Genomic DNA, 25,402 nt, shown 5'->3' on the forward strand with positions numbered 1-25,402 from the left:
TGCGGGGCTTTGTTCATCAGAGGTCGAGTGGGTCCGGCATCCATGTTTCAATCAGAAAGTCAATGTGGTTGCCAACCTCCCTCTCCGCTTCATCCGGTGTACCGTACTTGTAGACCTCCAGAATGTGCGTGTGCCGGCGCCTTACATCTTCGGCATCAAGCTCTTCAGTCCGGCCATTCATGGTGAAGCGATGCATGTGCAATGCACATCTGTTGAGGATTGGCTCCAGACCAACGAGACCGGATTCTCTAAAAAGCAGGCCATGAAATTTCCGGTCGTATTCACTGCAAAGATAGGTACGTCCGTCGGCTGCAGTCTTGTGCATGGCCGCCACAACCAACTTCAGTTCTTCAAAGCCTTCATCGGACAGTTTCGAGGCGACACGCCGTGCAGCCACTTGCTCTAATTGCCGCCGGATGTAGACCATCTGCAGGGCCTCATCTCGGCATAGGGGCGCCACATGGGTGCCTCGATAGTCGTGTTTGCATACCAAGCCGTTGTTATCGAGCTGGATAAGAGCTTCTCTGACTGTACCTTGAGCGCAATGATATTCTGCAGCGATTTGTTGCTCGCCAAGAACCTGCCCTGGCTTGAGTGCCCCTATGATTATTTTTTCTTTGAGCCCATAATACACGAAGTCACTTTTGCGCGACTTCTTGCTCGAACGTGGGCTCACGCCGAACTCTTTAATAAAATCGAGGTGCATTGGGTTCGTTTAGCCTGATCCGTGGGATGCTCGAATTATAGTGATCATTCTCATCCCATGTAGGTGCCAGTGTTTATATCATGCAAGTACCGCAACAAATAGTTGCAGGGCAATCAGACTTAGGTACGATCGCTCACCTAGCTGTGAATATTTCTGGTAAATAAAAACAATGAAAAATTTCACATTCATGAATTGAATTTCAGTGAAATTATAGTTTCTTACATGTATTCTTGAAGTATTGTAAAATTTGTCAATTGAACAGGTGGACGAGTTTATATCAATATAGACAAAATTCATTTGTTACCAATTAGTTAATATTGTTTTGAGTTTAACTAGACTGGTCGCAATACCATCAAGGATATGTGGTTGCGATATGATCTGGCTATCAAAGACACGACAGGCACTACAACTCTTTGCTATCGCTTCATGTTTAGGTGCATCTGCATTGGTGGCCAAGCCAGCCAGTGCGCTCACTTTGCAAGAAGCAATTCGCGAAACCGTGGCAACGGACCCGGATATCTTGGCTTCAATCGAGAATCGGGAAGCGATCGAATTTGAACTGCGCCAAGCGCGTGGGCTTTACCTTCCACAGTTGGATGTGGAATCCTCAATCGGCGCTCGTCGTCTCGACAATGACGGGCGCCGGGCAACTGGTGATGAAGGCACAGCCCTGTTTCCCCGCGATATAGGTTTGTCACTCAACCAGAATGTTTTTGACGGTTTCGGACGTGAGGCGGAGGTAGAACGCCAAGCCTCCCGCGTCGATGGCGCTTCATTCCGTGTCTATGAGCGTTCGGAATTCATTGGTCTTGAGGTCACCCGCGAGTACGTTGAGCTTCTGCTTCAGGACGAGATTATTGAAGAGGCCAAAAAGAATGTCCGGTTTCACCGCGCGATCCTCTCTGACATTCGAGAGGGCGTTAACAGCGGAACTCTGACAAGTGCAGATCTGGAGCAAGGTATAGAACGTTTGCTCGGGGCCGAAAGCCGCCTCATCGAAGCTCAGGAAGATCGCGCGATCGCGGCTGTGCGCTTGCAGCGCTACGTAAACCGGCCCGTTCACAAGGTCGCGGGCCTGCCGCACTTGAACCATTATCTGCCCAAGACGCGAGCGCAGGCGGTTGCGCTTGCGCGACAGCATAACCCGTTGATATTGCTGGCGATGGCGGATGTGGATACGGCCGCTGCGGAGCTGAAGGCTGCAAAGGCGCCATTCTATCCGCGCCTTAATCTGGAAGGTCTTGCGAGAACCGGGCAGGACATAGACGGCGATGATGACCGCACAACAGACCTGCAAGTTCGTTTGGCTCTTCGCTGGAACATTTATCGCGGTGGTATTGATACCGCGGATGTTCAGGAGCAGATCCGCCGTGTTGGGGAGGCGCGGAAAATCCGCGATCTGCGCATCAGAGAGGTGGAAGAAAATGTTCGCGCTGCTTGGATTACGCGCACTCAACAGCGGGTGCTCCTGGCGAAACTGAAAGAGCAGGCTGCGGCCAACAACGATGTTGTTTCTTCCTATCGCGAGCAGTTCAGGATTGGTCTGCGCTCCTTGTTGGACCTCTTGGACGCCCAGAACACCCGGTTCAACACCAACGTGTTGGTTCAAACATCCAATTATTCTGCCGCTTTCGCAGATTTTCGCTTGGTTGCGGCTACAGGAAGGTTGCTGGATGCTGTCCATACTGCCTTGCCTCCGCAGGCAGATGCCTATGCTCGGGCAGACGCACACGTGCCTCCGCCGCCCAAACCCAAGGAAATGCCAAGAAAAGATCCAAATATGGGTCGTATTGAATATTTACGTTCGGATTTAAATTAGGTTTCTCTGTCATATTGACGTAACGTCATAAAAAAGACAGAGGAAACGATGGAACCTGTGCGCTCAAAAGTTGATCTGCACCTTGCTCACGGCGAGGTGACAGAGGATCATCCGGATCCATTGGTCTCGTGTTTGCAAATCGTAGCGCAACGCTTCAACCGGCCAACCTCTTTGACAGTTCTTACTGCTGGGCTTCCGCACGAAACTGAGCATTTTACGCCCGAGTTAATCGCTCGTGCGGCCAAGCGCATTGAGTTGGTAGCGTCCGTGCGTGGGGCAGCACTTGGCAAACAGCCTCCTTTTACCCTGCCCATCATCATTGCATTGAAAAAACGCGGCCCTGTTGTCCTGCTGGAACGCAGCGGAGACCGGGTTTTTGAAGCCGCCCTGCCAGGACGCAACGAAACCATCACACTTTCGGAACTGGAGATCACGGAGGACTATGCCGGGTGGACCATTAGTTTTGCTGAACCGCAGCGCCATGCCGGGCTCAAGCCCGGTGGGGCAACAAAGAGCAGTGAGAACTGGTTTTGGGCACCACTGAGGACCTACTGGAAGAGTATGGTTCAGGTGATTTTGGCGGCAAGCGTCATCAATGCATTGGCGCTGGCGTCTCCGCTGTTTGTCATGAATGTTTATGACCGCGTGCTGCCAAACAAGGCGATTTCCAGCTTGTGGGTGCTCGCAATTGGTTTGAGTATCGCTTTCATCTTCGATTTTCTGCTGAAGGTCTCCCGCGCGACACTGATCGATTATGTAGGCCGCAAGCTGGACATTCATGTCTCCTCAGCACTTTTTGAGAAGGTTATGAATATACGCCTGCAAGAGAGGCCGGAATCTACAGGCGTCTTCGCAAATCACGTCTCCCAATATGAGTATGTGCGCGAGTTTTTTACCTCCAGTACTCTGTCGCTATTGGTTGATGTTTGCTTCCTCTTCGTCTTCCTGTTTGTCATCTACCTGCTCGGCGGTTGGATGGTCGTCGTACCTCTTGTCGCCGTGGTTCTGGTTGCCATCTCAGGGTTGGTCCTCCAAGCCTTCGTGTCGCGCTATCTGGCTCGGGCTCAGTCGGACTCGGCGCAGCGGCACGGGTTGCTGGTTGAGAGCGTAACCGCCATGGAGACGGTGAAAAGCTTGCGTGCCGAAGGGTATTTTCTCGCCAAGTGGGAACGGTTCATCCAAGAGGGCAGCCGTACCCAGTCACAAATCAAGGCCTACAGTTCCTTGGCCGTCAATATCGCCCAGTTCCTGCAGCAAATGACCACCGTCTGGGTTGTGGTGACTGGCGTATACCGCTTCGCAGAAAATGAGATCACTATGGGCGTCATCATCGCCGTGGTAATGCTCTCCGGCCGGGCCGTTGCACCCCTCACGCAAATGACCACGGTTCTGACCCGCGCCCGCTATGCGTTCGCAGCGCTAAAAACCCTTGATGATCTGATGGGGCAGCCCGATGAGCGCGTGGGGGTCAAGGACTATGTGAACCGCATTGTCCTTGATGGCGAGTTGGAGTTCAGAAACGTCTCCTTTCAGTATCCGGCGGTGGAGCGCAGCGTGCTGAATGGCGTCTCCTTTCATATCAAGCCCGGAGAGAAGGTCGGTATCCTTGGTCCAATCGGTTCCGGCAAAACCACGCTTGCCCGGTTGGCCTCCGGTTTGTACACGCCCACCTCTGGCGAAGTGCTGATTGATGGGGTGGATGCCCGCCAGTATCACCCTTATGAGGTTCGCAAAGCTGTTGGTTTGGTCGTGCAGGAAACGGATCTTTTCCGCGGCTCACTGAAAGAAAACGTGCTGATTGCAAAGCCAGGTGCAACAGATGATGAAATCTTGTTTGCGTGCCGCATGGCCGGTGTTGATACCTTCGCCGCACGCCATCCCATGGGCTATGACATGCCCGTTGGTGAGCGTGGCAGTTTCCTTTCAAGTGGGCAGATACAGTCAATCGCCCTTGCCCGTGTGTTTCTGATATCGCCGCCAATTCTGTTCCTTGATGAGCCTTCCAGTGCCTTGGATCTGGCCGCCGAGAAGATCCTGATACAGCACTTGAAAGAAGCGATCTGGCCCGACCAAACCCTCATTCTCGCAACGCACCGTCAAGCGATGTTGGAACTGGTCGAGAGATTGATCGTTGTGGACAATGGCAAGGTGGTTGCAGATGGACCAAAGCAGAGAGTGTTGGCGGCTTTGGCCGAGCGGGCTGCTGCGCGGGCGTCGGCGCAAGGCCCTCGTGTTTCTGCAAATGACTTTGACGAGCTTGAAGACGAAACCAATGAGTTGCCCAAAACAAATGAGGCGTGATGTGGCGCACAGCTCGCAAATGAAAAGCCGCTGGCGTTGGGACCAGCGGCTTCACAAGCCTACTATCTTTCTCTCAAGGCAGTACTTTGCGCTGTGATTAGCGGTTCCATGAGATAGGCAAGAATGGTTTTCTCTCCGGTCAGAATATCAACTTGCCCGAACATGCCAGGCATCAATGGATGCTCCTGCCCCTGAAGCTCCAAAAAGGCGTTGTCTGATTCAATGATTACGGAATAAAACGCCTCGCCTGTGTCCTCATCATGGATGACATCCGCACCCACATGAGTCACGCGCCCATCAAGCCCGCCATAGGTGGCGAAGTCGTAGGCCGTGATCTTCACAACGGCCTGCTGGCCAGCGTGAATAAAGGCAATGTCCTTGGGGTTTATCTTGGCCTCAAACAGCAGCCGGTCCCCAATGGGCACGATTTCAAGAACGGGTGTTCCAGCTGTCACAAATGCGCCGTTTGTGTTCACTTCCACCTTGTTCACGATGCCATCAACTGGTGCATATGTGTCGGTCTGCGCCAGCTTCCGTTCAGCAGCACGAATACTCTCGGTAATGACGGATAGTTCAGATATGCGCTCGGTCAGCTCATTGAGGATATCCTCATTCTCCTTGGATCGGATTTCGGCCTTTTGCGACTCCAGCTCCGCCAATTCGGAGTCTATTCCCATCAGGCTTTCTCGCGCCGTGCTTTGTTGGCGGCGAATATCCGCCATTTCACGCTGCAGCCGCAACAGGTCGGTGCGCGGCGCAATCTTTCGCGCCACCAATGGTTCCATCATCTCCATTTCGGCCTTGACAATATCGAGACTCTCTTCGAGACCAGCAATGTTGGCTTCGATCTCAAGCCGTTCACTTCGGTTACGTTGTTGCCGCTGGTCGATGGTTTCCAGCTGGCGTTCCAGGTTCAGTCGTTTGCTTCGAAACAACCGAAGCTCGTTCTCGCAAACCTGTTTGGCAATCTCTGTTATGTCATCAGGACACTGGAAATTCTCTTCATCAGCAGCGCCGGAGACCTCCAGCCTCAATCGGGCGATTTGGGCCCGCAGCGCACGACTGCGTGCTGTCAACTCACCCAGAGCCGCAGAGTTGGTCGTATCGTCAAGGCGGAAAAGGAGATCGCCCTTGCTGACGCTTTGTCCAATCTCTACAAAGATCTCCTGAACGTTGCCAGTTTCAGAGGCTTGAATCACTTGAGTTCGGCCCGCAGGGATGACAGTTCCCTCGCCTCGGGTCACTTCTTCGAGCCGGGCATACGCGCTCCAAGTGCCCCCAACAACAAGCAGGGCGATGATGAGGAATATGATGGCATTGGCCATTCGTGGTGGTTTGTCGTGGCGGTCGTTTTCAAGGACAATCATGGGTCCCGCTTCTTGTTAATTTATTGATGACCCAACGTAATAAAGAATAGTTTCCATGTCATTGGCAACAACAACAAAATTGTATCATGCTTTAGTGAGGTGCCACTGCTGCTGTTGGAAATTGCTTCTGCGAGTTCGGTTCTCCCTTCTTCCCTGTTGCTCAGGCTGGCCAGAACACTCGAACCCTCAAAATGATACTAATAAATATTGACAATGAAGCCGTATTCCGGTCTTTTTGCCGCCGCAATCGGTTTCAGTGGCACGCCGCTGAATGAAAAGGGAACGCGGTGCCGAAACTCTGTTTCGAAGTCCGCGACTGCCCCCGCAACTGTAAACGACGAGCTTGGTTCCATCAAAAGCCACTGAGCCGAAGCGCTTGGGAAGGCGGAGCACATAGCGACGACCCGTAAGTCAGGAGACCTGCCGTTTGCCGTCACTCACCCTTTACGCGGGGCGCGTTGAGGGGCGGTCCTTCCGTTCAAGTGACAGTCTCACCGCAGGCGCCTGAACGGAAATGCTCTGAGTTAAATTCGTTTCAGCCACCTGCACACTTTTCTCATCACGGCGCCGTTCGGGCCGTGTCTGGTGGATCTGTTACCGATGAAGAAGTCCAGTCTCATTCTGGCAAGCGTATCTTTTGCACTCGCTGCCACACCATCCCTCGCTCAAGCACTTGCTGAAGAGCAAGCAATTGTGCTGGATGAAATTACCGTTTCTGCAAACCGCACGCCCACAGAGGCGGCGAAAACCGGTTCCACCGTTCTGGTGGTAACCTCTGAGGAACTCGAGCGCGAAGGCGACACCTTCGTTCAAGATTACCTCGCGCGCCTCCCCGGCATTACCGTGAGCCAGAATGGCCCGGCGGGAACGGCCAGCACCCTTCGAATTCGTGGCCTTGGTAACAAGTATCTTCAGGTGCGCATCGACGGCATCAACATTTCAGATCCAACTGGGACACAGGTAGCGGCCCGCCTCACCGATCTGCTGACTGCTGACATCGAACGCATCGAGGTTCTGAAAGGCTCTCAAAGCGCCCTTTATGGTGGACAGGCTGTTGGCGGCGTCATTGATATTCGCACCAAAAGAGCGAAAGCGGGTGAGGTGAACCACCGCGCTTCGGTGGAAGGCGGTAGCTATGGGACCTTCAACGGTGCTTATGGCATCAGTGCAGGCTTTGATCGAGGGCAGATTTCCCTGAACGCTCAGCATCTTCGTTCGGATGGGTTCTCTGCATTGGACGAAAATGAGAATCCGGGCGCAGATGATGATGGGTATAGAAACACCACTTTATCTGGTCGTGTTGACTACGATCTGACCGATGCGCTGGCAGTCTACAGCGCCGTTCGCTACTACAACGCCCGCAACGAATACGATGGATTTGGTGCTCCAAGCGCACATAATCATGAGGATTCAGAGTATCGGGCTGGATTGGTCGGCACCAAGCTATCGTTGATTGATGATCGTTTCATCAGTGACTTGTCGTTTCAGATAAGTCGCATTGATCGTGAGATCCATAGCGACAATCCCGGTACATATCGAGGGGATCGGCAGGCTGTAGAGTATCTTGGTTCCTACGAGTTAAATGATACCGTTTCTGTCGTGTTCGGTGGCGATTGGGCTAATGAGGAAGTTGATCTGTCCAGCGGATTGAATGAAGACACCCAAATCTGGGGCGGTTTTGCTCAGCTCAACCTTGATCTGTTTGATCGTCTGGCGCTTACTGGCAGTGTCCGCCGTGATGACCACTCGCAGTTTGGTGAACAGTGGACATGGCGAAGTTCAGCGGCCTTCGAGGTCGACGCCGCAACAACCCTTCGGTCCAGTATCGGCACAGGGTTTCGAGCCCCATCAAACTACGAGCTCTATCATCCGACCTACGGGAACGCTCAACTCGAACCTGAAACAAGCTTGAGCTTTGACCTAGGCGTAGATCGAGTGTGGTTCGATGGACGATTGCTTACCTCAGCGACCTATTTTTACATCCAGAGAGAAGACCTGATCGACTATTCTTTCGTGACGAGTGGCTATGTGCAGGTAGATGGCACCAGCAAGAACCAAGGCGTTGAGCTTTCTGCTGAATATGCGGTCAATGAAAGGCTGGCTCTGTCAACGGCGTATACTTATACGGATTCGGAAGATCCCGATGGAGCGAGACTGGTGCGTGTGCCTCTTCACGACTTGAATTTGGGCATGGTCTACCAGCCTAATGACAATTGGACCGTATCCATGAATGGCAATTATGTCGCGGACACAATTGATAGCCAGTGGCCAGGAACTACGGAACTGGACGACTACTTCCTTCTCAATGGCAAGGTGTCCTATGCGTTTGATGAAGGTCCTGAGTTGTATCTGCGGGCTGAGAATATCCTTGATCAGGAGTACCAGACTGCGAACGGCTATGGCACTGCTGGGTTTTCAGTGTATGCAGGGGTAAAGGCACAATTTTAACATGTGCGGCCCTGCTCTGAGGAGCAGGGCCATTCTTTGAGGGCATATGGTGGCACGACAATCAAGCTGGATCGGAGCATTAGGCCTCATAGGCCTGTGTACCGCATGCATGCCCTGGAGCGCTTCGAACGCTGCTGAGAACAACCCGCCAGAGCGTATTGTCTCAATGAACCTGTGCACCGACCAACTGCTCATGCTTGTGGCCGCACCAGAACAAGTCCGGGCCCTTTCTCATCTGGCAAGTGATGATACGCTGGCTGTCATGAGTGAGGAGGCGGCAAAGTACCCAGTCAACCACGGTCGTGCCGAAGAGATCTATTTGATGAAGCCGGACCTGATCCTTGCGGGCACTTTTACGCGCCATACGAGCATCAACCTTCTACGAGAACTGGGCATCCGCGTAGAGCAGTTCTCTCCAGTGCGTTCGCTCGATGAAATCCCGGCAAACCTGCGCAAGCTTGGTGCCATCATTGGCCGTGAAGAAGCCGCAGAACGACTGGTCGAGGCCTTTGAGAATGAACTTGCGCTAGCTAAGGAAAGTGCGCGCACTAACAAGGTCCCCGCAGCTGTTTATTACGCGAACAGTTACACATCAGGCGATCGGACGCTCATGAACGAGGTTATGAGCGCCGCGGGGCTTGAGAACATCGCCAAACGCTTGAATCTTTCCGGCACGAAAGGCCTGCCTTTGGAGCTTCTCGTAATGGAAGCGCCGGAGGTATTGATAACGGCCCGCGAAATGGTGCATCCACCAGCCCTTGCCCATGAGGTTTTACGGCATCCGGCCCTCTACAACACCATTCACAGTCAGGGCGAGGTTGCTATCGACAGCAAGTACACAATTTGCGGCTTGCCGTCTGTCAATGTGGCCGTAGAAATGCTCCGCATCGCTGGTGACAGGGTTGCCCGCACTCCAGAGGAAAAACAGCAATGAACCTGCGCATCCCCTACGCTCTATTGGTGGCGTTGCTTGGCCTCGCTGTCCTCTGCGCATTTGTGGGGTCCCTATCGGTTGGTCCAGCTCAGATTCCTTTCACGGAGGGGATTGCAGCTCTCTTCGCCGATGATGGCAATCCAGTTGCCGTTGTCATGCAAGACATCCGCTTACCTCGCGCGGTGCTCGCCGTATTGATCGGTATCTCTCTCGGGCTTTCGGGGGCCGTGCTGCAGGGCTACCTGCGCAATCCGCTGGCAGAACCGGGCCTCATAGGCGTCAGTTCGACAGCTAGTTTAGGCGCGGTGATCGCGATCTATACCGGCCTTTCAGTCGCGTTTCCGTTGGCGCTGCCTCTTATGGCGCTCATGGGAGCGGCCATTGCAGGCGCGCTTCTCAATGGTTTGGCTGGGCAGCGGGGGCATACGTTGACGCTGATACTGGCGGGGGTGGCCATTTCGAGCATTGCAACGGCGCTCACTTCGCTTGCTCTCAATCTGTCTCCTAATCCTTTTGCGGCAATGGAAATTGTGTTCTGGATGCTTGGGTCACTGGAAGACCGCTCCATGCAGCACGTCTGGCTGGCACTGCCGCTAATGGTCGTGGGATGGATCATGATGCTGTCATTGGGCCGCGCGCTTGATGCGCTGACGATAGGTGAAGAAGCGGCGATGACTTTGGGTGTGAACCTGAAACGCCTCAGCTTCATTGCAATCATTGGCACGGCGGCCAGCGTTGGGGCGGCAACAGCAGTTGCTGGTGCTATCGGTTTTGTTGGTTTGGTGGTGCCGCACCTCATGCGGGGCTTGGTTGGTCATCAGCCGTCTAAGCTCTTGCTGCCTAGTGCGCTTGGCGGGGCCATTATGCTGACTGTGGCTGACATTGGCGTGCGGATCATCACACCGCAAAGCGGCCTGAAACTTGGCGTGCTCACTGCGTTGGTCGGGGCGCCCTTCTTTCTCTGGCTCATCTTAGCGAAGCGAAGGAGCATGCTATGACCTTGCTGAGCGTTAATGACCTCAGTGTCCAACGGGGAAATCGTACCACTTTAAACAAGGTTTCGTTTTCTGCTGAAGGGGGCGAGCTGATCGGTATTGTTGGCCCCAATGGTTCGGGTAAATCCACTCTACTGAAGGCAATTCTTGGCCTTTTGCCGCATTCTGGCATGGCAATGGTTGAAGGCAAGCCTGTGAGCGCGTTCAGTCTTAATGAACGTGCGCGCCGAATGGCGTATCTGCCGCAGAATCGAGAAGTGGCATGGGGTGTCACGGTAAAGGATCTCGTGGCGTTGGGGCGTGCGCCCTACTCTCAGGCGTTTGGCGCGTCGAATGCTGCTGACATGATAAAGGTTGAAGCCGCGTTGCGTTCAATGGAAGTCACGCACCTGCGCGAAAGTTCTGCGACGCAAATTTCCGGCGGCGAGTTGGCTCGTGTTCTGACTGCGCGGGCACTGGCGCAGGAAACACCGCTCCTTTTTGCTGATGAGCCGAATGCGGGCCTTGATCCGGCTCATCAAATTCACTTGATGAGCATTTTGCAACGCGTTGCCAGCGAAGGGCAAACCATCCTCGTGTCACTTCACGATCTCAACCTGGCTGCGCGTTGGTGCTCTCGTCTTCTGGTGATTTCGGAAGGCACCCTTGTCGCAGACGGGGCCCCTCAGGAAACCCTTGGCGAACAGGTGCTTCGAGATGTGTTTGGCATTGAAGCATTTCGAGGAGAAGATGCGCAAGGCACAGTGATTGTGCCTGTGCGCCGCGTTACCTAGGACTGAAGCGGGGCTTGTTCAGCACAGGTTTTGCAAAGACCGCGCAGCTCGATGGTTGTCTTCTTCAAGCGGAACCCATCATCCCTCGCCCATGCAACGAGTTCCTCGGAAATGCGGTCCTGAGAAAACTCCTGCACAGAGCCGCATTCTTCACAAATGGCAAACCCGATCATTCTGTGAGAATGGCAAGAAGGGTGACGGCAAGCTACAAAGGCGTTCAAGCTTTCCAGCCGGTGCACAAGACCCGCATCAACCAGCTTGTCCAGCGCGCGGTAGACCTGAAGCGGCGCGCGAAACCCCTCGTCGCGCAGCTCATCCAAAATGGAGTAGGCGCTCAGCGGTCCTTCCGTCTTTTCGAGACGTTCCAGCACCAAACGCTGGTTTTTCGTAAGGGGTTTACCCCCAAGAGCATGTTGGTGCTCAGCCATCTGCTGCCCCCTTTTGCGCAGAGGAACGGTATCTCACTAGGTGTTTAATGGGCGCGAAGCTGAGAATAAACAACAAAAGCGCGACAACCACAATCGATGGTCCGGTGGGGGTATCCCACTCCAAGGACCCAAAGAGCCCACCCACTACTGCAAGGCAGCCGGAAGCGGCCGCCATCACTGCCATCTGCTCAGGTCCTGATGCAAGCCGACGTGCGGTCGCTGCCGGTATGATGAGCAGCGCCGTGATCAGAAGCACCCCAATAATTTTCATGGAGATGGCGATGACCGTCGCCATAAGAAGCATGAATATGGTGTTGGCAACTTCGGGTTTGAGCCCTTCTGCTTCTGCCAGCTCGTAATTCACGGTTGAGGCAAAAAGGCTCTTCCAGATCACAGCAAGAAGACCAAGCGTTATCAGGCCTCCGGCGTAGATAATGGCAATGTCCGTTTTGGAAACGGCTAGAATATCGCCGAAGAGAAAACCCATCAGGTCCACACGGACCCAGCTCATGAAGGCCAGGCAGACGAGGCCAATGGCAAGTGCAGAATGGGAGAGGAGGCCAAGCAGCGCATCCGAGGAAATGGTAGCGCGGCGCTGCAAGCCGAGAAGAAGAAGAGAGATCAGCGCACAGACCAGAAACACCGATATGGTGAGGTTTAGCTGAAACAGAAACGCCAGAGCGACCCCAAGCAGCGCTGAATGTGCCAAGGTATCCCCGAAATAAGCTAATCGGCGCCAGATTATAAAGCAGCCGAGCGGTCCGGCAACCAGGGCGACACCAATACCGGCAACCAGGGCGCGGGTGAAGAAGTCATCAAGCATTGCGGGCCTCCTCTGCGTGGTGGTGGCCGTCATGTTTGTGACAGTGCTCGGTTATCGACCCATCTGCATGCATCACACGCCCATCTGGCAGATGGGTATGGTCATGGTTATGCTCATAGACGGCCAGTGCACTCTGTGTCCGTGGGCCAAACAACTGCTGATAGGCCGAGGACTGAGCAACTGCGCTGGGAGAGCCTTGGCAGCAAACATGCCCGTTCAAGCAGACGACGCTGTCGGTAGCTGCCATAACGATATGCAGGTCATGGGAGATGAGGAGCACACCACAGTCCAGCTCTTTTCGGATATCGGCGATTAACTCGTATAGAGCGATTTCGCCGGAGTAGTCGACGCCTTGAACCGGCTCGTCAAGCACCAGAAGATCCGGCTGGCGCGCAATCGCTCGTGCCATGAGGACCCGTTGAAACTCGCCGCCCGAGAGGTTTTGAACCTGCGCCTTCTTAAGATGCAAAACACCCGTGCGATCCAGGGCTGCATCCATAGACGCGGCAGACAGAGAGCCGGTCAGACGCATGAGACGCTCGACGCTTAGCGGCAATGTCCAGTCAATTGAGAGCTTTTGCGGCACATAGCCGACACGCAGATTTTCTTGGCGCTGGGCGGTGCCTTCGCTGGGCCGGCGAATGCCAAGGGCAAGTTTGGCTGTTGTCGATTTTCCGGAGCCGTTGGGGCCGATAAGCGTAATGATCTCACCTTTCCGGATTGAGAGGTCCACACCACGTACCAGCCATTTTCCGTCTCGATAAAGGCCAGCATTCTGCAAAGTTAGTAAGCTGCTCAAGGGGTGCTACTTCCAAAATTTCTCGCGCACAATCTTGTCAAAGGATATGGCACACGTTATACCATTTCGCAACTGATGTAATATCATAACATTACATGATCTTAGGAGCACCAATGCGCACCCTTGCCTCTTCTCTTCTTGCTGCCGGTTCATTCTTAGCCCTTGGCGCACAAGCCTATTCCGCACCTGATGTGGTTGTCACCATCAAGCCAATTCACTCTTTGACGGCAGGTGTCATGAAGGGTGTTGGCGAGCCGAAACTGCTTGTCGAAGGTGCAGGTTCACCGCATGGCTATAGCTTGAAACCCTCTCAGGCAGCCTCCCTTCAAGATGCGGAGCTGATCGTTTGGGTTGGACCTGAGCTCGAGACCTTCATGATCAAGCCGCTTGAAACACTTGGCCATGGCGCGCACAAACTGCCGCTATCCAAGGCGCCCGGTTTGGAGTTGTTGCCATTCCGTGAGGGTGGTCCATTCGAGAAGCATAACCACGATCATGAGGAGCATGAGGGGCACGATCACGACACACACGATCATGAGGCCCACGCTGAACATGATCACAATCATGACGAACATGCGCATGAAGAAGAGCATGCTCATGCGGAACACGGTCACGAAGACCATGCCCACGACGACCATGCCCACGACGACCATGCCCATGAAGAACATGGACATGATGAACACCATGAGCATGACGATCATGCGCACGGCGAATTCGATGCTCACATGTGGCTCGACCCGCTCAACGCAAAAGCATTCGTTGCAACTCTGAGCGAAGAACTTTCAGAAATCGATCCGGAAAACGCTGCAACATACGCTGACAACGCTGAGAAGTTAATGGCTCGTCTGGATAATCTGACGGCTGAAATCACTGGCGAGATGAAAGCCGTGCAAGGCAAGCCTTTCATTGTGTTCCACGATGCCTATCAGTACTTTGAGAACCGCTTTGACGTTCCTGCGGCGGGGTCCGTGACTGTAAGCCCAGAGCGGGCACCGGGTGCTGAGCGTGTTGCTGAAATTCAGCATCGTATTGAAGATCTCAACGCGACCTGCGTGTTCTCCGAACCGCAGTTTGAGCCAAAGATCGTGCAAGTTCTGGTGGAAGGGACGGATGCAAAGTCCGGCGAACTTGACCCGCTTGGAGCCACGATGACTCCCGGTGAAGATCAGTACTTCGAACTGATCCGCGGCCTTGCAGCCAGTTTGAAAGAGTGCCTGAAAGGCTGAACAGCGTCGTTCGGGTGTTTGAGCGCCGCCCGCGGTATTCGTGGGTGGCGCATTCCCTTTTATGGCTTTGCGCTAGGTCGTGGAGGACGTTGAAGCGTCTTGTAGACCCACTGCTTGGGTTTCCTTGGGAGGAAGCCGAAAGTTGTTCGCGGCTTCTCAAGGTAGCATCTTCTTAAATAGTCCAGTTGATCAATGGCCTCATGAATGCTGATTTGCTGTCGGTTCCAATGATCAAAGTAGGTTGAGTACTGCAGATAAGAGGCCGAGAAAATCTCAGGAATGCTCTTTGCAAGCCGCCTATCTTCCGGAGCGGCGATGTGATCTGTGGTAACGCCCCAGCCAGCATAAAATGGCATCCCCCAACACTGTACAGCGCACCCAGCAATCAGCGCTTCCATGCCAAGTTGGCTTGAAACAGTGAACACGGTTTCAGCCTTCTCAAAAAGAAGCCAAGGTGATACCGGCTCTGTAACCCAGATAAGGCGTGCATCCGTCCAACCAGTGCCAATAAACCCCTCTTTCAGCCCGGCCATAACGTCAGGGTGGGTTTTGATCAGAATGCTCTGGGAGTCTGTAGAGGCGAGCGCAAAGGAGATCATCTCCTTGAAGCTGTCTGCCGAGGCAAGTGCTCCTGGAATTGAAGCATCTCCGGCGGTTTGATCAATGATGAGTATGGAAGAGCCATCAGGCACGGCTTTGAGCTTCTCGGGAAGGTAGGAGGGGTCAAAGTTGTTGTACTTGGAGATGCGCTTTTGTTTTAGATGCGCCATCGCGCTCTGCACGTCATCCAGCTTATCCGCTGCCAGTTTGGCTTGCCGGATGAGTTCAAACAAGTGGCTCTCCGACGTGGCGTTGTAGAAAATCCCGCCCCGATCGATGAGCATGCATGAGCTTGGTTCGGCGATACCGGGCGCGACCGCTCTCAGAAAACCATCTTCAAACGCCCAGTACGGAAGGCCGTCCACTTTTGAGCGTATGCGGGCATGATTGGCGGAGTCTTTATAGCCCCAGCCTCCGATGGCTACTGTATCTTTGGAAAGACGTTGGCCCTCTTTGTAGAACCGCACTTCGAGCCCGCTTAGGTGCTCGATCTCTCTGCGATGGGAGAGCATGCCAGAGCTGAAAAGCGCGAGGCTTCCTGAAATGAGGTGAGGTGTGCTCAAAAGAACCGCCAGGCCAAGTGTTTGAATGATCTCGGTAGAGCTAGCTGGTTCACGCGGCAAGATCAACGCTCTTCTGCAACCGCCAATGTAGTGACCGCAAATATGATAAAGGCGGGTCAATCACCCGCCTTTGCCTAGCTAGTTCCGTTCAACCTCAACGATAGAGATCAAGGAACGTTTGATAGCGATGCCTGTGCATCGCAGCCAATTTGGCATCGGGCTTGCTGATGGTGGTGCTCAAAGCAATTTCAGAGATTGCGCCCGATACACCCTCCTCGCCTTTCTGTGTTGCCAGAGCAGCGATAGCCGCCCCGAGAAGCACTGGTTCTTCAGCCTCCGAGATCACGACATCGCATCCAGTGGCATCTGAATAAAGGCCAACGAGAAGCTCCGACTTTTTGTGCCCCCCGCTCAGATGCAATGTGTCGATGGCATACCCGTGTTCATTCATACGGTCTATGATCAACTTGGTGCCGTAGGCAATACTGGCTGCAGCGGCCCAATAGACCTTGAGGTAGGTTTCTTTCGGGTCTTCTAGCGTGAGACCAACAATCTCACCGCGCATTTCTGCATCCGCGAACGGCGAGCGGTTTCCAAGAAGGTCCGGCTTCACATGTATACGGCCTGCAACATCAGGCGTGGACTTCATCCGCTCAAGCAGAACTTCTGTAAGTTCGGCGTGTTCGTCTCCTGAAGCTTCTTTGCCACCAGAGAACAGGGCGATCACATGGTCCAGCAACGCACCTGTCAGGCTCTGCCCGCCCTCGTTGGCCCAAATGCCGGGAGCAACGGCGCCAAAGTAAGGCCCCCAGATGCCCGGAACTTCATTGCGTGCGGTGCTCAACGCAATATGACAGTTGGATGTGCCAGCAATAAGGGCCATGCGTCGTTCCGGCTGATCCTCGGAAAAAAGGCCGAGGGTGCCCAAGGCGCCTGAGTGCGCATCGATCAGGCCAACGCCAACCTGACAGTTTTCAGTAAGGCCCAGCTCAGCTGCAGCATTTTGGGTGAGCGCACCAAGCGCTGTGCCGATGGGGCTTGCTTGTTGTGGCAGCTGTGCTTTTTCAAGGAGGTCTTCGAGTGCGACAGACTTCAGGAACTCCTTGTTCCAGCTCTCGGTATCGGGATTGTAAGTCCACTTGCAGCCAAGAGTACACACAGAACGGGCTAGAGAGCCGCTGGACTTGTAGGTCAGGAAGTCTGCCAGATCGCCTGCATAGGCGAGGTCCGACCAGACGTCTGGCCGGTTCCGCTTTAGCCACATCAGCTTGGGGATCTGCATCTCCGGTGACATTCGCCCGCCGAGGTTTTCAAGGACAGGGCTCCCCCCGGAGGTAATCTCTTCGGCTTCAGCAGTTGCCCGGTGGTCCATCCAGACCACAATGTTCCAAAGGTCATCGCCTTCGGAAAGGGAAAGCGGCTTGTTGTCTTTATCAAGCAAGACGAGAGAGCAGGTCGCGCTGAAAGAGATGCCTTTGATCTGGTCTGAAGCAACACCGCTCTGCTTCACACATTCGCGCACACTGAAGCACACTGACTGCCAAATGTCAGTGGAGCTTTGTTCTGCCCATTCCGCCTGCGGATGCTTGATCTTGATGGGAGCCTGAGCGGTGGCGTACATTTTGCCGGTTTCGTCGAACAGGCCCGCACGTGCACTTCCGGTTCCAACATCGACGCCAATCACGTAGGTCATAACTACCTCTGGAAACTTAGTTTTTCTTTAGAAAGGGGGATCTCAAGATCATGACTAGCAGAAGAAAGCCGCCCCAGATCGCAGTTGAGAGGTGTTGGCTTGCTCCGAGAAGGTTCATGCCCGAGGCAACCACCTGAAGGCTCATGAGGCCCACAACCAGTGGCAGCACGCGGCCGAAACCACCAAACGGGTTCGCCCCGGCAAGGAAACAGGCCAGCACAGTGATAAGCAGATAGGAATCTCCGTGGCCAATACGAACGGAGTTGAAACGGGCCAGCATCAAGATGCCCGCAAGGCCGGAAATCGCGCCAGAAAGGCCATAAACCAGCATCAAGGTTCGGTTCACGTTGATGCCAGTGTACTTTGCAGCCTCCGGATTTGAGCCGGACATGTAGATGGAAAACCCGTCCTTCGTGTATTGCATGATGTAGAGCACAATCCCCGCTGCAATCAGGAAGATCAGCATCGGCATGGGGATGCCAAACAGCGAGCCGTGGCCAACGAAGTTGAAGGCCTCCGGCATGCCGGAGATGTCACCGCCGCGGGTCAGCAACTCGCCGAGACCGCGCAGGAAAATCATGGCACCAAGGGTCACGAGGATCGGGTGGGCGCCCACATAGGCAACCATGGCCCCCACCATGACACCAATCACGGCCCCTACCCCAACCCCTACGCAGAGCGCGATTGGCAACGAAGCCCAGCCCGCTGACATCAGCAGACCTTTGACCAGAAATGCGGCAGCAAGCCCGCAGATGTTCGCGGAGTATGTAACGGCCAGATTAAGACCGCCAGAGATGATCGGAATGAACATCGCAAGGGTTAGTAGCCCTAGCTCCGGCAGCTGAAACGCCATGGAACGGAATGTGCCAGCGGAGAGAAAACCCGGCGCTATCGCACTAAAAGCTGCAAGGCAGAGCACCAAGAACCCGAGCATGGCTGCCAGCTCCAGCGTGTCGTTGCTTTGCTTCCGTAACAGCGTGAAGAGACCTTTGTTGTCCATTGTTTTATCCCTCCACACGCGCCGCACGCTTTGGCAGCAGTCGGTCAATGTTGGTTGCAGTGATCGCCATGAGGATGATGAGGCCAACGATCGCCTTGAAGGCAAAGGGGGTGATGCCGAGCAGGTTCAGACCGTTCTGCACGACGGCGAGCAGCATGACACCAAGGATAGCGCCAATTACTGTGCCGCGACCGCCGCCCAGCACCGCCCCGCCCAAGACAACGGCGGCGAGAATGTCGAGTTCGCGGCCATAAAGCGCGTTCGGCACAACTTCCTGTACGATGTGCGCCTGCATCAGCCCGCCAATGCCCGCGCACAGGCCAAGCCATCCATAGGCGAAAGCCTGAATGAAGGCGATGTTGACACCCGAACGGCGCGCGGCTTCGGGATCTGAACCAAAACCGACTATCATGCGGCCAAAGCCAATCTTGGTCATGAAGAACCAGGTAACAAAGGCCAGAACAATCGCCACAACGATGGGCAGATACAAAGTGGCAGAGGCAAATTCGAACACCGGAATGCGGTAGTACAGCCAATCTGGGATGTCATAGATTGATCGCCCTCGTGTGAAGTACATCAGGAGGCCGAAAAACAGGTTGAACGTCCCAATGGTTACTATGATCGAAACGATGCGGAACTTGTGAATGAGGAAGGCATTCACCAGTCCCAGCATGAGGCCAGTGGCCATGGCGAACGCAAAGCCGATGACCCAGTTACCGCCGCCCAAGGAAAGCACGAGGGAAACGGCCACGTATTGTACTACCGATGCCGTGATGGAAAACGAAATGTCGATACCACCAGAGACCAGCACAACAACGAGACCAACAGCGAAGATGATGTTCACAGCCTGGTTGTTTAAGAGGTCAAACATGTTTTGAACGGTCAGGAAGCTGTCCGTTGTCAGGCTCAAGACAATCCCAAGTGCGATGATCACACCGAACAGAGAGCCTTCGACGCTTTTCAAGCGATTAAGCATTGATGATGCCCTCCAACTCTTCTTCGCTCACTTCAGATGTTTTGAAACTTCGGGCCACCCTGCCCGCTTTCAAGACAATCGTCCGGTCGGTGTGATGGAAGATCTCACTGGCCTCATCAGAAATCAGGATGATCGCCATGCCTTCTTTTGCCAAATTGCGGATGATCTCGAAAATTCCGGCTTTTGCGCCCACATCAACACCCACTGTCGGGGAATCGAGCACCAGCACCTTCGGGTTTGTTGCCAGCCACTTTGCGAGAACGATGCGCTGCTGATTGCCGCCGGAAAGAGATGAGACCGGCAGCATGGGGTCACTTACTTTGGTTTTCAGCTTTTCGATCCAGAGATCGCAGAGTTCGCGAATTCGTTTCGGGTTCAAAAAGAAGCTTGGTTGCGAAAGCTCTTTAAGCACCGTCGAGGCGGTGTTGTCGGCAATTGACTGCTGCTGGTCAAGGCCAAGGTTCAACCGATCTTCGGAGACATAGGCAACACCGGCGTCGATGGCGTCACGGTTGCTGCGAAACTTCACTTCTTTTCCATCGAGGCGCAGCTCACCGCTATCGGGCGATGTCATTCCGAAGATGCTTAGGGCGATTTCGGTCCGACCGGATCCCATCAGCCCCGTGAGGCCGAGAATTTCACCTTTGCGCAAGTCAAAGCTGATGTCTTCGTATTCGCCGCGGCGAGTGAGGTGCTTCAGCACCAACATGCGTTCGCCATCAACATCCCCTGCTCTCGGTGTCTGGTCCAGTTCCTTGCCGGTCATCAGAGTTGAGAGCTTCTTTTGCGTCATGCCTTCCGTGGGAAAGGTGCCAACGAGCTTGCCGTCCCGCAAGACGGTAACCCGCTCGCAAACATCGAGCACTTCTCCCAGACGGTGGCTTACGAAAACAATTGAAATACCCTGCTCAGACAATCGGCGAACGATCTGCAGCAAGGTTTCGGTTTCTTTCTGGGTCAAAGAAGCCGTGGGTTCGTCCATGAAGACGATGCGCGCTTCTGCCTGAATGACGCGGCAAATGGCGACGAGCTGCCGTTTGGCGATGCTCAAGTCACCCACCCGCGCTTTGGGATCCAGTTGGACACCCAACTGCTCAATGGTTTTTTGGGCGCGCTCCAGCTTTTGCGCGCGGCCAATACCTCTCAATGGATTGGCTACAAAAGCGTCAAAGCAGATGTTCTCCGCAACGCTTAGGTCCGGAAACAAGGACAGATCCTGCCAGATCACATGAATGCCCAGGCGTTTCGCGCTTGAAGGGGTGATGTGTCCTACGGCTTCCTGTCCGGAGAAATCGAATTGTGCGCCGGGCTCAGGTTGATACACCCCGTTGATGATCTTGATGAGCGTGCTCTTGCCGCAGCCGTTCTCGCCTGCAAGGCAATGTATCTCGCCCGGACGCAGTTCAAATTCCACATTGTCCAGCGCCGTGAAGCCGCCGAAGCGCTTGGTTATGGACCGCGCGCGAATTGCTAGTTCAGTCATGTGTTCTTCTCGACTGGGCACAGCTGTCCTGCTCGGGCGGCCAAGGCTGCCCAACCAGTAGGTTAGAAGGTCATGCCGGAGGGCTAAGGGGAGCCGGAGCCAGTTCGTGGTGAACCGGCTCCGGCAATGAGCGGGCCTGAACCCGACTTGGGAGCTTAGAGGCCGATTTCGGCCAATCCGTCTACAGTGTCCTTGGTCAGTGCAAGCGGCTTGTTGGCATAGATGTTCTTGCCTTCAAGTTCCACTTGTCCAAGCACAGGAACGTCGTCACCATCTTTCACGGTGTCGCCCATAACAAGCATGGTGCCCAGCTCAACAAATGCCTTGCCTGCCTCAATTGGGCTCCATACGAAGCCGCCGGTAAGGGCATCTGAGTGCACCAGACGTCGGCCCTGACCAGCAGAGAACAAGCCAACAACGGCCACTTGACCTTCAAGACCACGTTCTTGAACAGCGCGTGCGGCACCGATTGGGCCCTGGCTGCCGAAAGCCATTACGCCGGCGAAGTCTTCATTGGCACGCAGCAAGTCCAGCGTGGTCGTGCGGCTGTCGTCAACGCTTTCTGCAACGCCGAAACGGTCAGCAGCCTGAGACATGTCAGGGCACTTTGCTTCAAGGTGTGCAACTGCAGCATCCGCCCAGGCATTGTGTGCAGGCACCGTCAGGCCGCCAACATACACAGCGTACTTGCCCTCACAGTTTGTTGCTTCAGCAAACAGATCCGCATGGGCCTTACCGAAGTTCTCAGCAGAGATCAGCTCAAAGTTGAAATCCTTGTTGAGGCTAGCTTCGGATTCATGCGTGATAACCTTGATGCCAGCTTCTTGAGCGCGCTTTAAAACAGGTTCAAGCACCTGAGCATCATTTGGGACCACGCCGATGACATCCACGCCGCGTGCGATGAGGTCTTCAATGGCACGGACCTGAAGTGCCGGATCGGCACTGGTAGGACCAACCATGAATGCATCCACGCCCAGCTTCTCACCAGCTTCCTCGATGCCCTGCTCCATGGCGTTGAACCATGGAATACCACCAACCTTCACAACCACACCGATTGTCGGCTTTTCGGCTGCCATGGCAGAACCTGCCAGCATGGAAACGGAGATAGCAGCTGCACCAAGTAGCTTAGAAATAGTCTTCATTGGGTCCTCCCAAACCTATCGAAATCAGTGCTTTACACTTGCACCATCGAAGGTGCATATTGCGCATCACTGCATTTCTTGTCAAGCATGATTAAAAGGAATGATCGGGAGGAGGCTTGATGACCGATGGTCGCAGCGATAAGCGCCCTACAATTTATGATCTCGCAAAACTAACGAATACGTCGGCGAGTACAGTGGGTGCGGTCCTTAACGGGAGTTGGAAAAAACGTCGCATAAGTCAAAAGCTTGCAGACCAGATCCGGAAGGTTGCCATTGAGCAAGGGTACTCGCCAAACATGCAGGCGCGTGCACTTCGCACCGAGCGTTCAAACATCATTGGCATGATCGTTCCCATGTATGACAACCGTTATTTTGGCGCGCTGGCAGAGGCATTTGAGCAGCGCGCTCGCGATCGAGGTCTGTTTCCCATCGTGACTTGTACCCGTCGTGACCCGAATCTCGAAATCGAAGCGGCACAATCCATGCTGGCATACCGGGTTGACAATATTGTCTGTACCGGTGCGACTGATCCCGATCGAATTGCCGACCTGTGTGCGGCCCATGGCGTTGAAACGCTGAATGTCGACCTGCCAGGAACAAGAGCGCCCTCTATCATTTCAGATAACTATCAAGCGGCCGTTGAGCTGACCAAAGATATTATTAGTCGGCTACCATCCGGCTGCGCAGGTAATGACAGCGATATCGTTTTCATTGGTGGTCGGGAAGAGGATCACAACACCGGCGAGCGTATTCGCGGCTTTAAAGACGCGCATGAGGAGGTTGGTGCCCGCATTGCCGAGGCCTACATCCGGCCGTGTGGTTATGCTGCCCACAAGGCTGAGCGCAGCTTGGATGAGTTCGTAAACAAAATGGGCGGCTTGCCGAAAGGCATTTTCATCAACTCGACGATTTCTCTGGAAGGGATCGTGAATTGGTTCCAGCAGAACGATATCACCGGTTTGGAAACGGTCGCGTTGGGGTGCTTCGACTGGGATCCTTACGCCGCTCTGTTGGGCAACAAGACCTCAATGGTTCGCCAAAACGTGCCGGTCATGATGGATTTGCTTTTTGAGTTTCTTGAAGATCCGGAAAAGCGCAAGGCCGGCGTGACACAAGTTCTCCCGGAAGTCATCCGTCGCAGCTGAAGGCACTCACGCAAAAATGCCCCGCCTTTTCGACGGGGCATTTTCCTGGTGTGCATGGGATCGCCCTGCGAGAACCGGCGATGTGGAGACTATGGTTTTCTCAAAACCACGGCGGTTCCCATGCCGCCACCAATACACAGCGACGCCAAGCCGTGTGTGCAGTTGTCGCGCATCATGCCATAGAGCAGGGTGGTCACGATGCGTCCGCCAGACGCCCCTAGGGGATGACCGAGCGCAATGGCGCCGCCTGTAACGTTTGTCTTGTCCTCGAACCAATCCATGGACACGTCATGGTCGACGCAAAGACCCTTCATTACGGCAAGGGCTTGTGCGGCAAATGCTTCGTTGAGTTCAAGCCGTTCCATTTCCTCAAGGCGCATATCAGCTCGTTCGAGGGCTTGAGCAATCGCGGGAACCGGGCCGTAACCCATAACAGCTGGCGCAACGCCGCCCTGACCGTAGCTCACGATTTCCGCAAGTGGCTCAAGGCCAAAACTGACGACAGCCTCCTCTGAGGCAAGAACAAGGGCGACGCCGCCATCATTGATCCCCGATGCATTGCCCGCTGTGACCGAACCGTCTGTCTTGAAAGCAGGTTTCAGCTTCGCAAGGCTCTCTAGAGAAGCATCTGCGCGAGGGTACTCATCGCGCGCAAAAACAAAGGTGTTTCGGCGAACTTTCACTTCAATCGGCGCTATTTCGGCATCGAAAAGACCTGCCTCCACTGCGGAAGAGGCCTTTTGCTGGCTGCGTAACGCAAATGCATCTTGCGCTTCACGAGTCAGCTCAAACTTGTCGGCCAGATTTTCGGCCGTGATGCCCATATGGTAGCCGTGGAACACATCGGTGAGCCCATCGACAATCATTGTGTCGGCCAAGTTCTGCGTGCCCATCTTGTGGCCCTGTCTGCTTGCGCCAGGCAAGGCAAAGGGTGCCTGAGACATGTTTTCCATGCCAGCCGCCACGACGATGCTCGCATCTCCGGCCTTGATGTGAGCTGCCGCCTCCATGATGGATTTCATGCCTGAGCCGCAGATCATGTTCAGCGTGTAAGCTGGAATGCGGTCTGGAATGCCAGCGTAGATCGCCGCCTGACGGCCCGGCCCCATGCCTTGATTAGCCGACAAAACATTGCCAACAATCACTTCATCGACCTGATCAGGGGCAACCCGGCTCTGTTCAAGGGCGGAGGAAATTGCGGTTGCTGCCAGTTTTGCGGCGGGAACGGTGGCAAGAGAGCCAAGGAAGCTCCCAAGTGCGGTACGTTTTGCACCTACGATAAAAATCTTTGTCATGGCAGCCTCGTTAGATCACCAGTCCGCCGTCAATCTTCAGCGTCTGACCGGTGATGAACTTGGAGCGATCGCTCGCGAGAAACAGAACACCTTCTGCGATGTCTTCGGCTTCACCCATTCGGCCAAGCGGGGTCTTGCTCTTCATGTGGTCAATGACCTTTTCCGGAAGGTCTTTCGTCATTGGTGTTTTGATGAAGCCCGGTGCCACGCAATTCGCCCGAACCTGAGCGCCTTTACGCGAAAATTCCTTTGCCCAGCCCTTGGTCATGGAAATTACACCACCCTTGGTGGCAGCGTAGTTGCTTTGGCCGATGTTGCCGTCGGTGCCCACCACGGAGGACATGGTGATCACGGAACCCGCGCCGCCTTCAATCATCACTGGCACCACAGCCTGAGTCATGTTGAAGACGCCCTTCAGGTTCACATCAAGCACGAGATCCCAATCATTCTCGCTCATGCGGTCCAAAAGGTTGTCTCGGGTGATGCCAGCGTTGTTCACCAACACATCGATGTGGCCATGGTCTGCCTTGATCTTCTCGATGAAGCCAATGATCGCATCGCGATCACATACATTAAGTGCCACAGGCTCCACGTTTTGGAACCGATCGCGGTAATCCGCCATGGCATCTTCGTTCATATCGCAAGCGTATACCTTGGCTGCTTCGGCATTTGCGAAGGTTTCAACGATACAGCGTCCAATTCCCTGAGCGCCGCCGGTTACGATGCAAACTTTATCCTTGAGCATAGTGATACCACCTCTTTTTCGCTGCGCAGGCACCTGGCAGGTCGCCCGCAGGTTGTTGGTGATATTCTTGACATGAAGCGCGCCGAATGATTACAGACAGCTCCGCAAAACAATAATGAGGAAATGGGATAGGCGTTTTGC

At 54.4% G+C, this 25,402-nt stretch carries 21 protein-coding genes and 1 riboswitch; of the genes, 8 read left to right on the top strand and 13 right to left on the bottom strand.

Annotated elements, in window-relative coordinates; genetic code table 11:
- Window positions 1-16: 16 nt before the first annotated feature.
- Complete coding sequence (locus tag PUV47_RS06725) at window positions 17-676, bottom strand: GntR family transcriptional regulator (protein ID WP_274217743.1); 660 nt, start codon at window positions 674-676, stop codon at window positions 17-19.
- Window positions 677-1,154: 478 nt separating this feature from the next.
- Between PUV47_RS06725 and PUV47_RS06730 the strand changes: the two genes are divergently transcribed.
- Together PUV47_RS06730 and PUV47_RS06735 are read left to right on the top strand one after the other, a co-directional pair.
- On the top strand, window positions 1,155-2,525 hold the full coding sequence (locus PUV47_RS06730; RefSeq protein WP_274218299.1) for a TolC family outer membrane protein: 1,371 nt from the start codon (window positions 1,155-1,157) through the stop codon (window positions 2,523-2,525).
- Between the two features lie 48 nt (window positions 2,526-2,573).
- A complete protein-coding gene (locus PUV47_RS06735; protein ID WP_274217745.1) occupies window positions 2,574-4,826 on the top strand; it encodes a type I secretion system permease/ATPase in 2,253 nt (750 codons plus the stop codon).
- Between the two features lie 62 nt (window positions 4,827-4,888).
- Here PUV47_RS06735 and PUV47_RS06740 read toward each other — a convergent pair whose 3' ends face one another.
- A complete protein-coding gene (locus PUV47_RS06740) occupies window positions 4,889-6,193 on the bottom strand; it encodes an HlyD family type I secretion periplasmic adaptor subunit (protein ID WP_274217747.1) in 1,305 nt (434 codons plus the stop codon).
- 231 nt (window positions 6,194-6,424) lie between these two features.
- Window positions 6,425-6,635: riboswitch (cobalamin riboswitch) on the top strand.
- 158 nt (window positions 6,636-6,793) lie between these two features.
- Here PUV47_RS06740 and PUV47_RS06745 point away from each other — a divergent pair.
- Genes PUV47_RS06745 through PUV47_RS06760 form a run of 4 tightly spaced genes read left to right on the top strand, consistent with a single transcriptional unit; the run spans window position 6,794 to window position 11,343 of the window.
- Complete coding sequence (locus PUV47_RS06745; RefSeq protein ID WP_274217748.1) at window positions 6,794-8,641, top strand: TonB-dependent receptor plug domain-containing protein; 1,848 nt, start codon at window positions 6,794-6,796, stop codon at window positions 8,639-8,641.
- 46 nt (window positions 8,642-8,687) lie between these two features.
- Window positions 8,688-9,575, top strand: a complete 888-nt coding sequence (locus tag PUV47_RS06750; RefSeq protein ID WP_274217749.1) for an ABC transporter substrate-binding protein — start codon at window positions 8,688-8,690, stop codon at window positions 9,573-9,575.
- Entirely contained in the window at window positions 9,572-10,573 is a 1,002-nt protein-coding gene (locus tag PUV47_RS06755; protein WP_274217750.1) for a FecCD family ABC transporter permease, read from the top strand. The genes PUV47_RS06750 and PUV47_RS06755 overlap by 4 nt, the downstream gene beginning before the upstream one ends.
- Window positions 10,570-11,343 (top strand): ABC transporter ATP-binding protein, encoded by a 774-nt coding sequence (locus tag PUV47_RS06760; protein ID WP_274217751.1) that lies wholly within the window; start codon window positions 10,570-10,572, stop codon window positions 11,341-11,343. Before PUV47_RS06755 ends, PUV47_RS06760 begins: the two co-directional genes overlap by 4 nt.
- Here PUV47_RS06760 and PUV47_RS06765 read toward each other — a convergent pair.
- From PUV47_RS06765 to PUV47_RS06775, 3 genes are read right to left on the bottom strand one after another with little or no spacing between them, the layout of a single operon-like run.
- Window positions 11,340-11,771, bottom strand: coding sequence for a Fur family transcriptional regulator (locus tag PUV47_RS06765; protein ID WP_274217752.1), 432 nt, complete (start codon window positions 11,769-11,771; stop codon window positions 11,340-11,342). The genes PUV47_RS06760 and PUV47_RS06765 overlap by 4 nt on opposite strands.
- A complete protein-coding gene (locus PUV47_RS06770; RefSeq protein WP_274217754.1) occupies window positions 11,764-12,594 on the bottom strand; it encodes a metal ABC transporter permease in 831 nt (276 codons plus the stop codon). The genes PUV47_RS06765 and PUV47_RS06770 overlap by 8 nt, the downstream gene beginning before the upstream one ends.
- Window positions 12,587-13,393 (bottom strand): metal ABC transporter ATP-binding protein, encoded by an 807-nt coding sequence (locus tag PUV47_RS06775; protein ID WP_274217755.1) that lies wholly within the window; start codon window positions 13,391-13,393, stop codon window positions 12,587-12,589. The genes PUV47_RS06770 and PUV47_RS06775 overlap by 8 nt, the downstream gene beginning before the upstream one ends.
- A gap of 113 nt (window positions 13,394-13,506) precedes the next feature.
- On the opposite strand from PUV47_RS06775, the gene PUV47_RS06780 reads away from it, so the two are divergent.
- Complete coding sequence (locus tag PUV47_RS06780) at window positions 13,507-14,619, top strand: zinc ABC transporter substrate-binding protein (protein ID WP_274217756.1); 1,113 nt, start codon at window positions 13,507-13,509, stop codon at window positions 14,617-14,619.
- A 59-nt stretch (window positions 14,620-14,678) separates the two neighbouring features.
- Here PUV47_RS06780 and PUV47_RS06785 read toward each other — a convergent pair whose 3' ends face one another.
- From PUV47_RS06785 to PUV47_RS06810, 6 genes are all read right to left on the bottom strand, one after another.
- Window positions 14,679-15,842 (bottom strand): hypothetical protein, encoded by a 1,164-nt coding sequence (locus PUV47_RS06785; RefSeq protein ID WP_274217757.1) that lies wholly within the window; start codon window positions 15,840-15,842, stop codon window positions 14,679-14,681.
- Between the two features lie 94 nt (window positions 15,843-15,936).
- On the bottom strand, window positions 15,937-17,475 hold the full coding sequence (locus tag PUV47_RS06790) for an FGGY-family carbohydrate kinase (protein ID WP_274217758.1): 1,539 nt from the start codon (window positions 17,473-17,475) through the stop codon (window positions 15,937-15,939).
- 16 nt (window positions 17,476-17,491) lie between these two features.
- A complete protein-coding gene (locus PUV47_RS06795) occupies window positions 17,492-18,409 on the bottom strand; it encodes an ABC transporter permease (RefSeq protein WP_413697771.1) in 918 nt (305 codons plus the stop codon).
- A 70-nt stretch (window positions 18,410-18,479) separates the two neighbouring features.
- Window positions 18,480-19,451 (bottom strand): ABC transporter permease, encoded by a 972-nt coding sequence (locus PUV47_RS06800; protein ID WP_274217760.1) that lies wholly within the window; start codon window positions 19,449-19,451, stop codon window positions 18,480-18,482.
- Entirely contained in the window at window positions 19,444-20,934 is a 1,491-nt protein-coding gene (locus tag PUV47_RS06805) for a sugar ABC transporter ATP-binding protein (RefSeq protein WP_274217761.1), read from the bottom strand. The genes PUV47_RS06800 and PUV47_RS06805 overlap by 8 nt, the downstream gene beginning before the upstream one ends.
- 155 nt (window positions 20,935-21,089) lie before the next feature.
- Window positions 21,090-22,067 (bottom strand): substrate-binding domain-containing protein, encoded by a 978-nt coding sequence (locus PUV47_RS06810; protein ID WP_413697772.1) that lies wholly within the window; start codon window positions 22,065-22,067, stop codon window positions 21,090-21,092.
- A gap of 128 nt (window positions 22,068-22,195) precedes the next feature.
- Between PUV47_RS06810 and PUV47_RS06815 the strand changes: the two genes are divergently transcribed.
- A complete protein-coding gene (locus tag PUV47_RS06815; RefSeq protein WP_274217763.1) occupies window positions 22,196-23,221 on the top strand; it encodes a substrate-binding domain-containing protein in 1,026 nt (341 codons plus the stop codon).
- An 89-nt stretch (window positions 23,222-23,310) separates the two neighbouring features.
- Here PUV47_RS06815 and PUV47_RS06820 read toward each other — a convergent pair whose 3' ends face one another.
- Together PUV47_RS06820 and fabG are read right to left on the bottom strand one after the other, a co-directional pair.
- On the bottom strand, window positions 23,311-24,516 hold the full coding sequence (locus PUV47_RS06820) for an acetyl-CoA C-acetyltransferase (protein WP_274217764.1): 1,206 nt from the start codon (window positions 24,514-24,516) through the stop codon (window positions 23,311-23,313).
- A 10-nt stretch (window positions 24,517-24,526) separates the two neighbouring features.
- On the bottom strand, window positions 24,527-25,261 hold the full coding sequence (gene fabG / locus PUV47_RS06825; protein WP_274217765.1) for a 3-oxoacyl-ACP reductase FabG: 735 nt from the start codon (window positions 25,259-25,261) through the stop codon (window positions 24,527-24,529).
- Window positions 25,262-25,402 lie beyond the last annotated feature (141 nt).

The sequence above is a fragment of the Pseudovibrio exalbescens genome, assembly GCF_028737195.1.
Lineage (GTDB): Bacteria > Pseudomonadota > Alphaproteobacteria > Rhizobiales > Stappiaceae > Pseudovibrio > Pseudovibrio zosterae.

Excerpts from the sequence above, each read along its gene's own strand:
- PUV47_RS06735 (WP_274217745.1), top strand. The coding sequence starts at position 2,574 with ATGGAACCTGTGCGCTCAAAAGTTGATCTGCACCTTGCTCACGGCGAG.
- PUV47_RS06740 (WP_274217747.1), bottom strand. The coding sequence starts at position 6,193 with ATGATTGTCCTTGAAAACGACCGCCACGACAAACCACCACGAATGGCC.
- PUV47_RS06745 (WP_274217748.1), top strand. The coding sequence starts at position 6,794 with ATGAAGAAGTCCAGTCTCATTCTGGCAAGCGTATCTTTTGCACTCGCT.
- PUV47_RS06750 (WP_274217749.1), top strand. The coding sequence starts at position 8,688 with ATGGTGGCACGACAATCAAGCTGGATCGGAGCATTAGGCCTCATAGGC.
- PUV47_RS06755 (WP_274217750.1), top strand. The coding sequence starts at position 9,572 with ATGAACCTGCGCATCCCCTACGCTCTATTGGTGGCGTTGCTTGGCCTC.
- PUV47_RS06760 (WP_274217751.1), top strand. The coding sequence starts at position 10,570 with ATGACCTTGCTGAGCGTTAATGACCTCAGTGTCCAACGGGGAAATCGT.
- PUV47_RS06765 (WP_274217752.1), bottom strand. The coding sequence starts at position 11,771 with ATGGCTGAGCACCAACATGCTCTTGGGGGTAAACCCCTTACGAAAAAC.
- PUV47_RS06770 (WP_274217754.1), bottom strand. The coding sequence starts at position 12,594 with ATGCTTGATGACTTCTTCACCCGCGCCCTGGTTGCCGGTATTGGTGTC.
- PUV47_RS06780 (WP_274217756.1), top strand. The coding sequence starts at position 13,507 with ATGCGCACCCTTGCCTCTTCTCTTCTTGCTGCCGGTTCATTCTTAGCC.
- PUV47_RS06790 (WP_274217758.1), bottom strand. The coding sequence starts at position 17,475 with ATGACCTACGTGATTGGCGTCGATGTTGGAACCGGAAGTGCACGTGCG.
- PUV47_RS06795 (WP_413697771.1), bottom strand. The coding sequence starts at position 18,409 with ATGCTCGGGTTCTTGGTGCTCTGCCTTGCAGCTTTTAGTGCGATAGCG.
- PUV47_RS06800 (WP_274217760.1), bottom strand. The coding sequence starts at position 19,451 with ATGCTTAATCGCTTGAAAAGCGTCGAAGGCTCTCTGTTCGGTGTGATC.
- PUV47_RS06805 (WP_274217761.1), bottom strand. The coding sequence starts at position 20,934 with ATGACTGAACTAGCAATTCGCGCGCGGTCCATAACCAAGCGCTTCGGC.
- PUV47_RS06815 (WP_274217763.1), top strand. The coding sequence starts at position 22,196 with ATGACCGATGGTCGCAGCGATAAGCGCCCTACAATTTATGATCTCGCA.
- PUV47_RS06820 (WP_274217764.1), bottom strand. The coding sequence starts at position 24,516 with ATGACAAAGATTTTTATCGTAGGTGCAAAACGTACCGCACTTGGGAGC.
- fabG (WP_274217765.1), bottom strand. The coding sequence starts at position 25,261 with ATGCTCAAGGATAAAGTTTGCATCGTAACCGGCGGCGCTCAGGGAATT.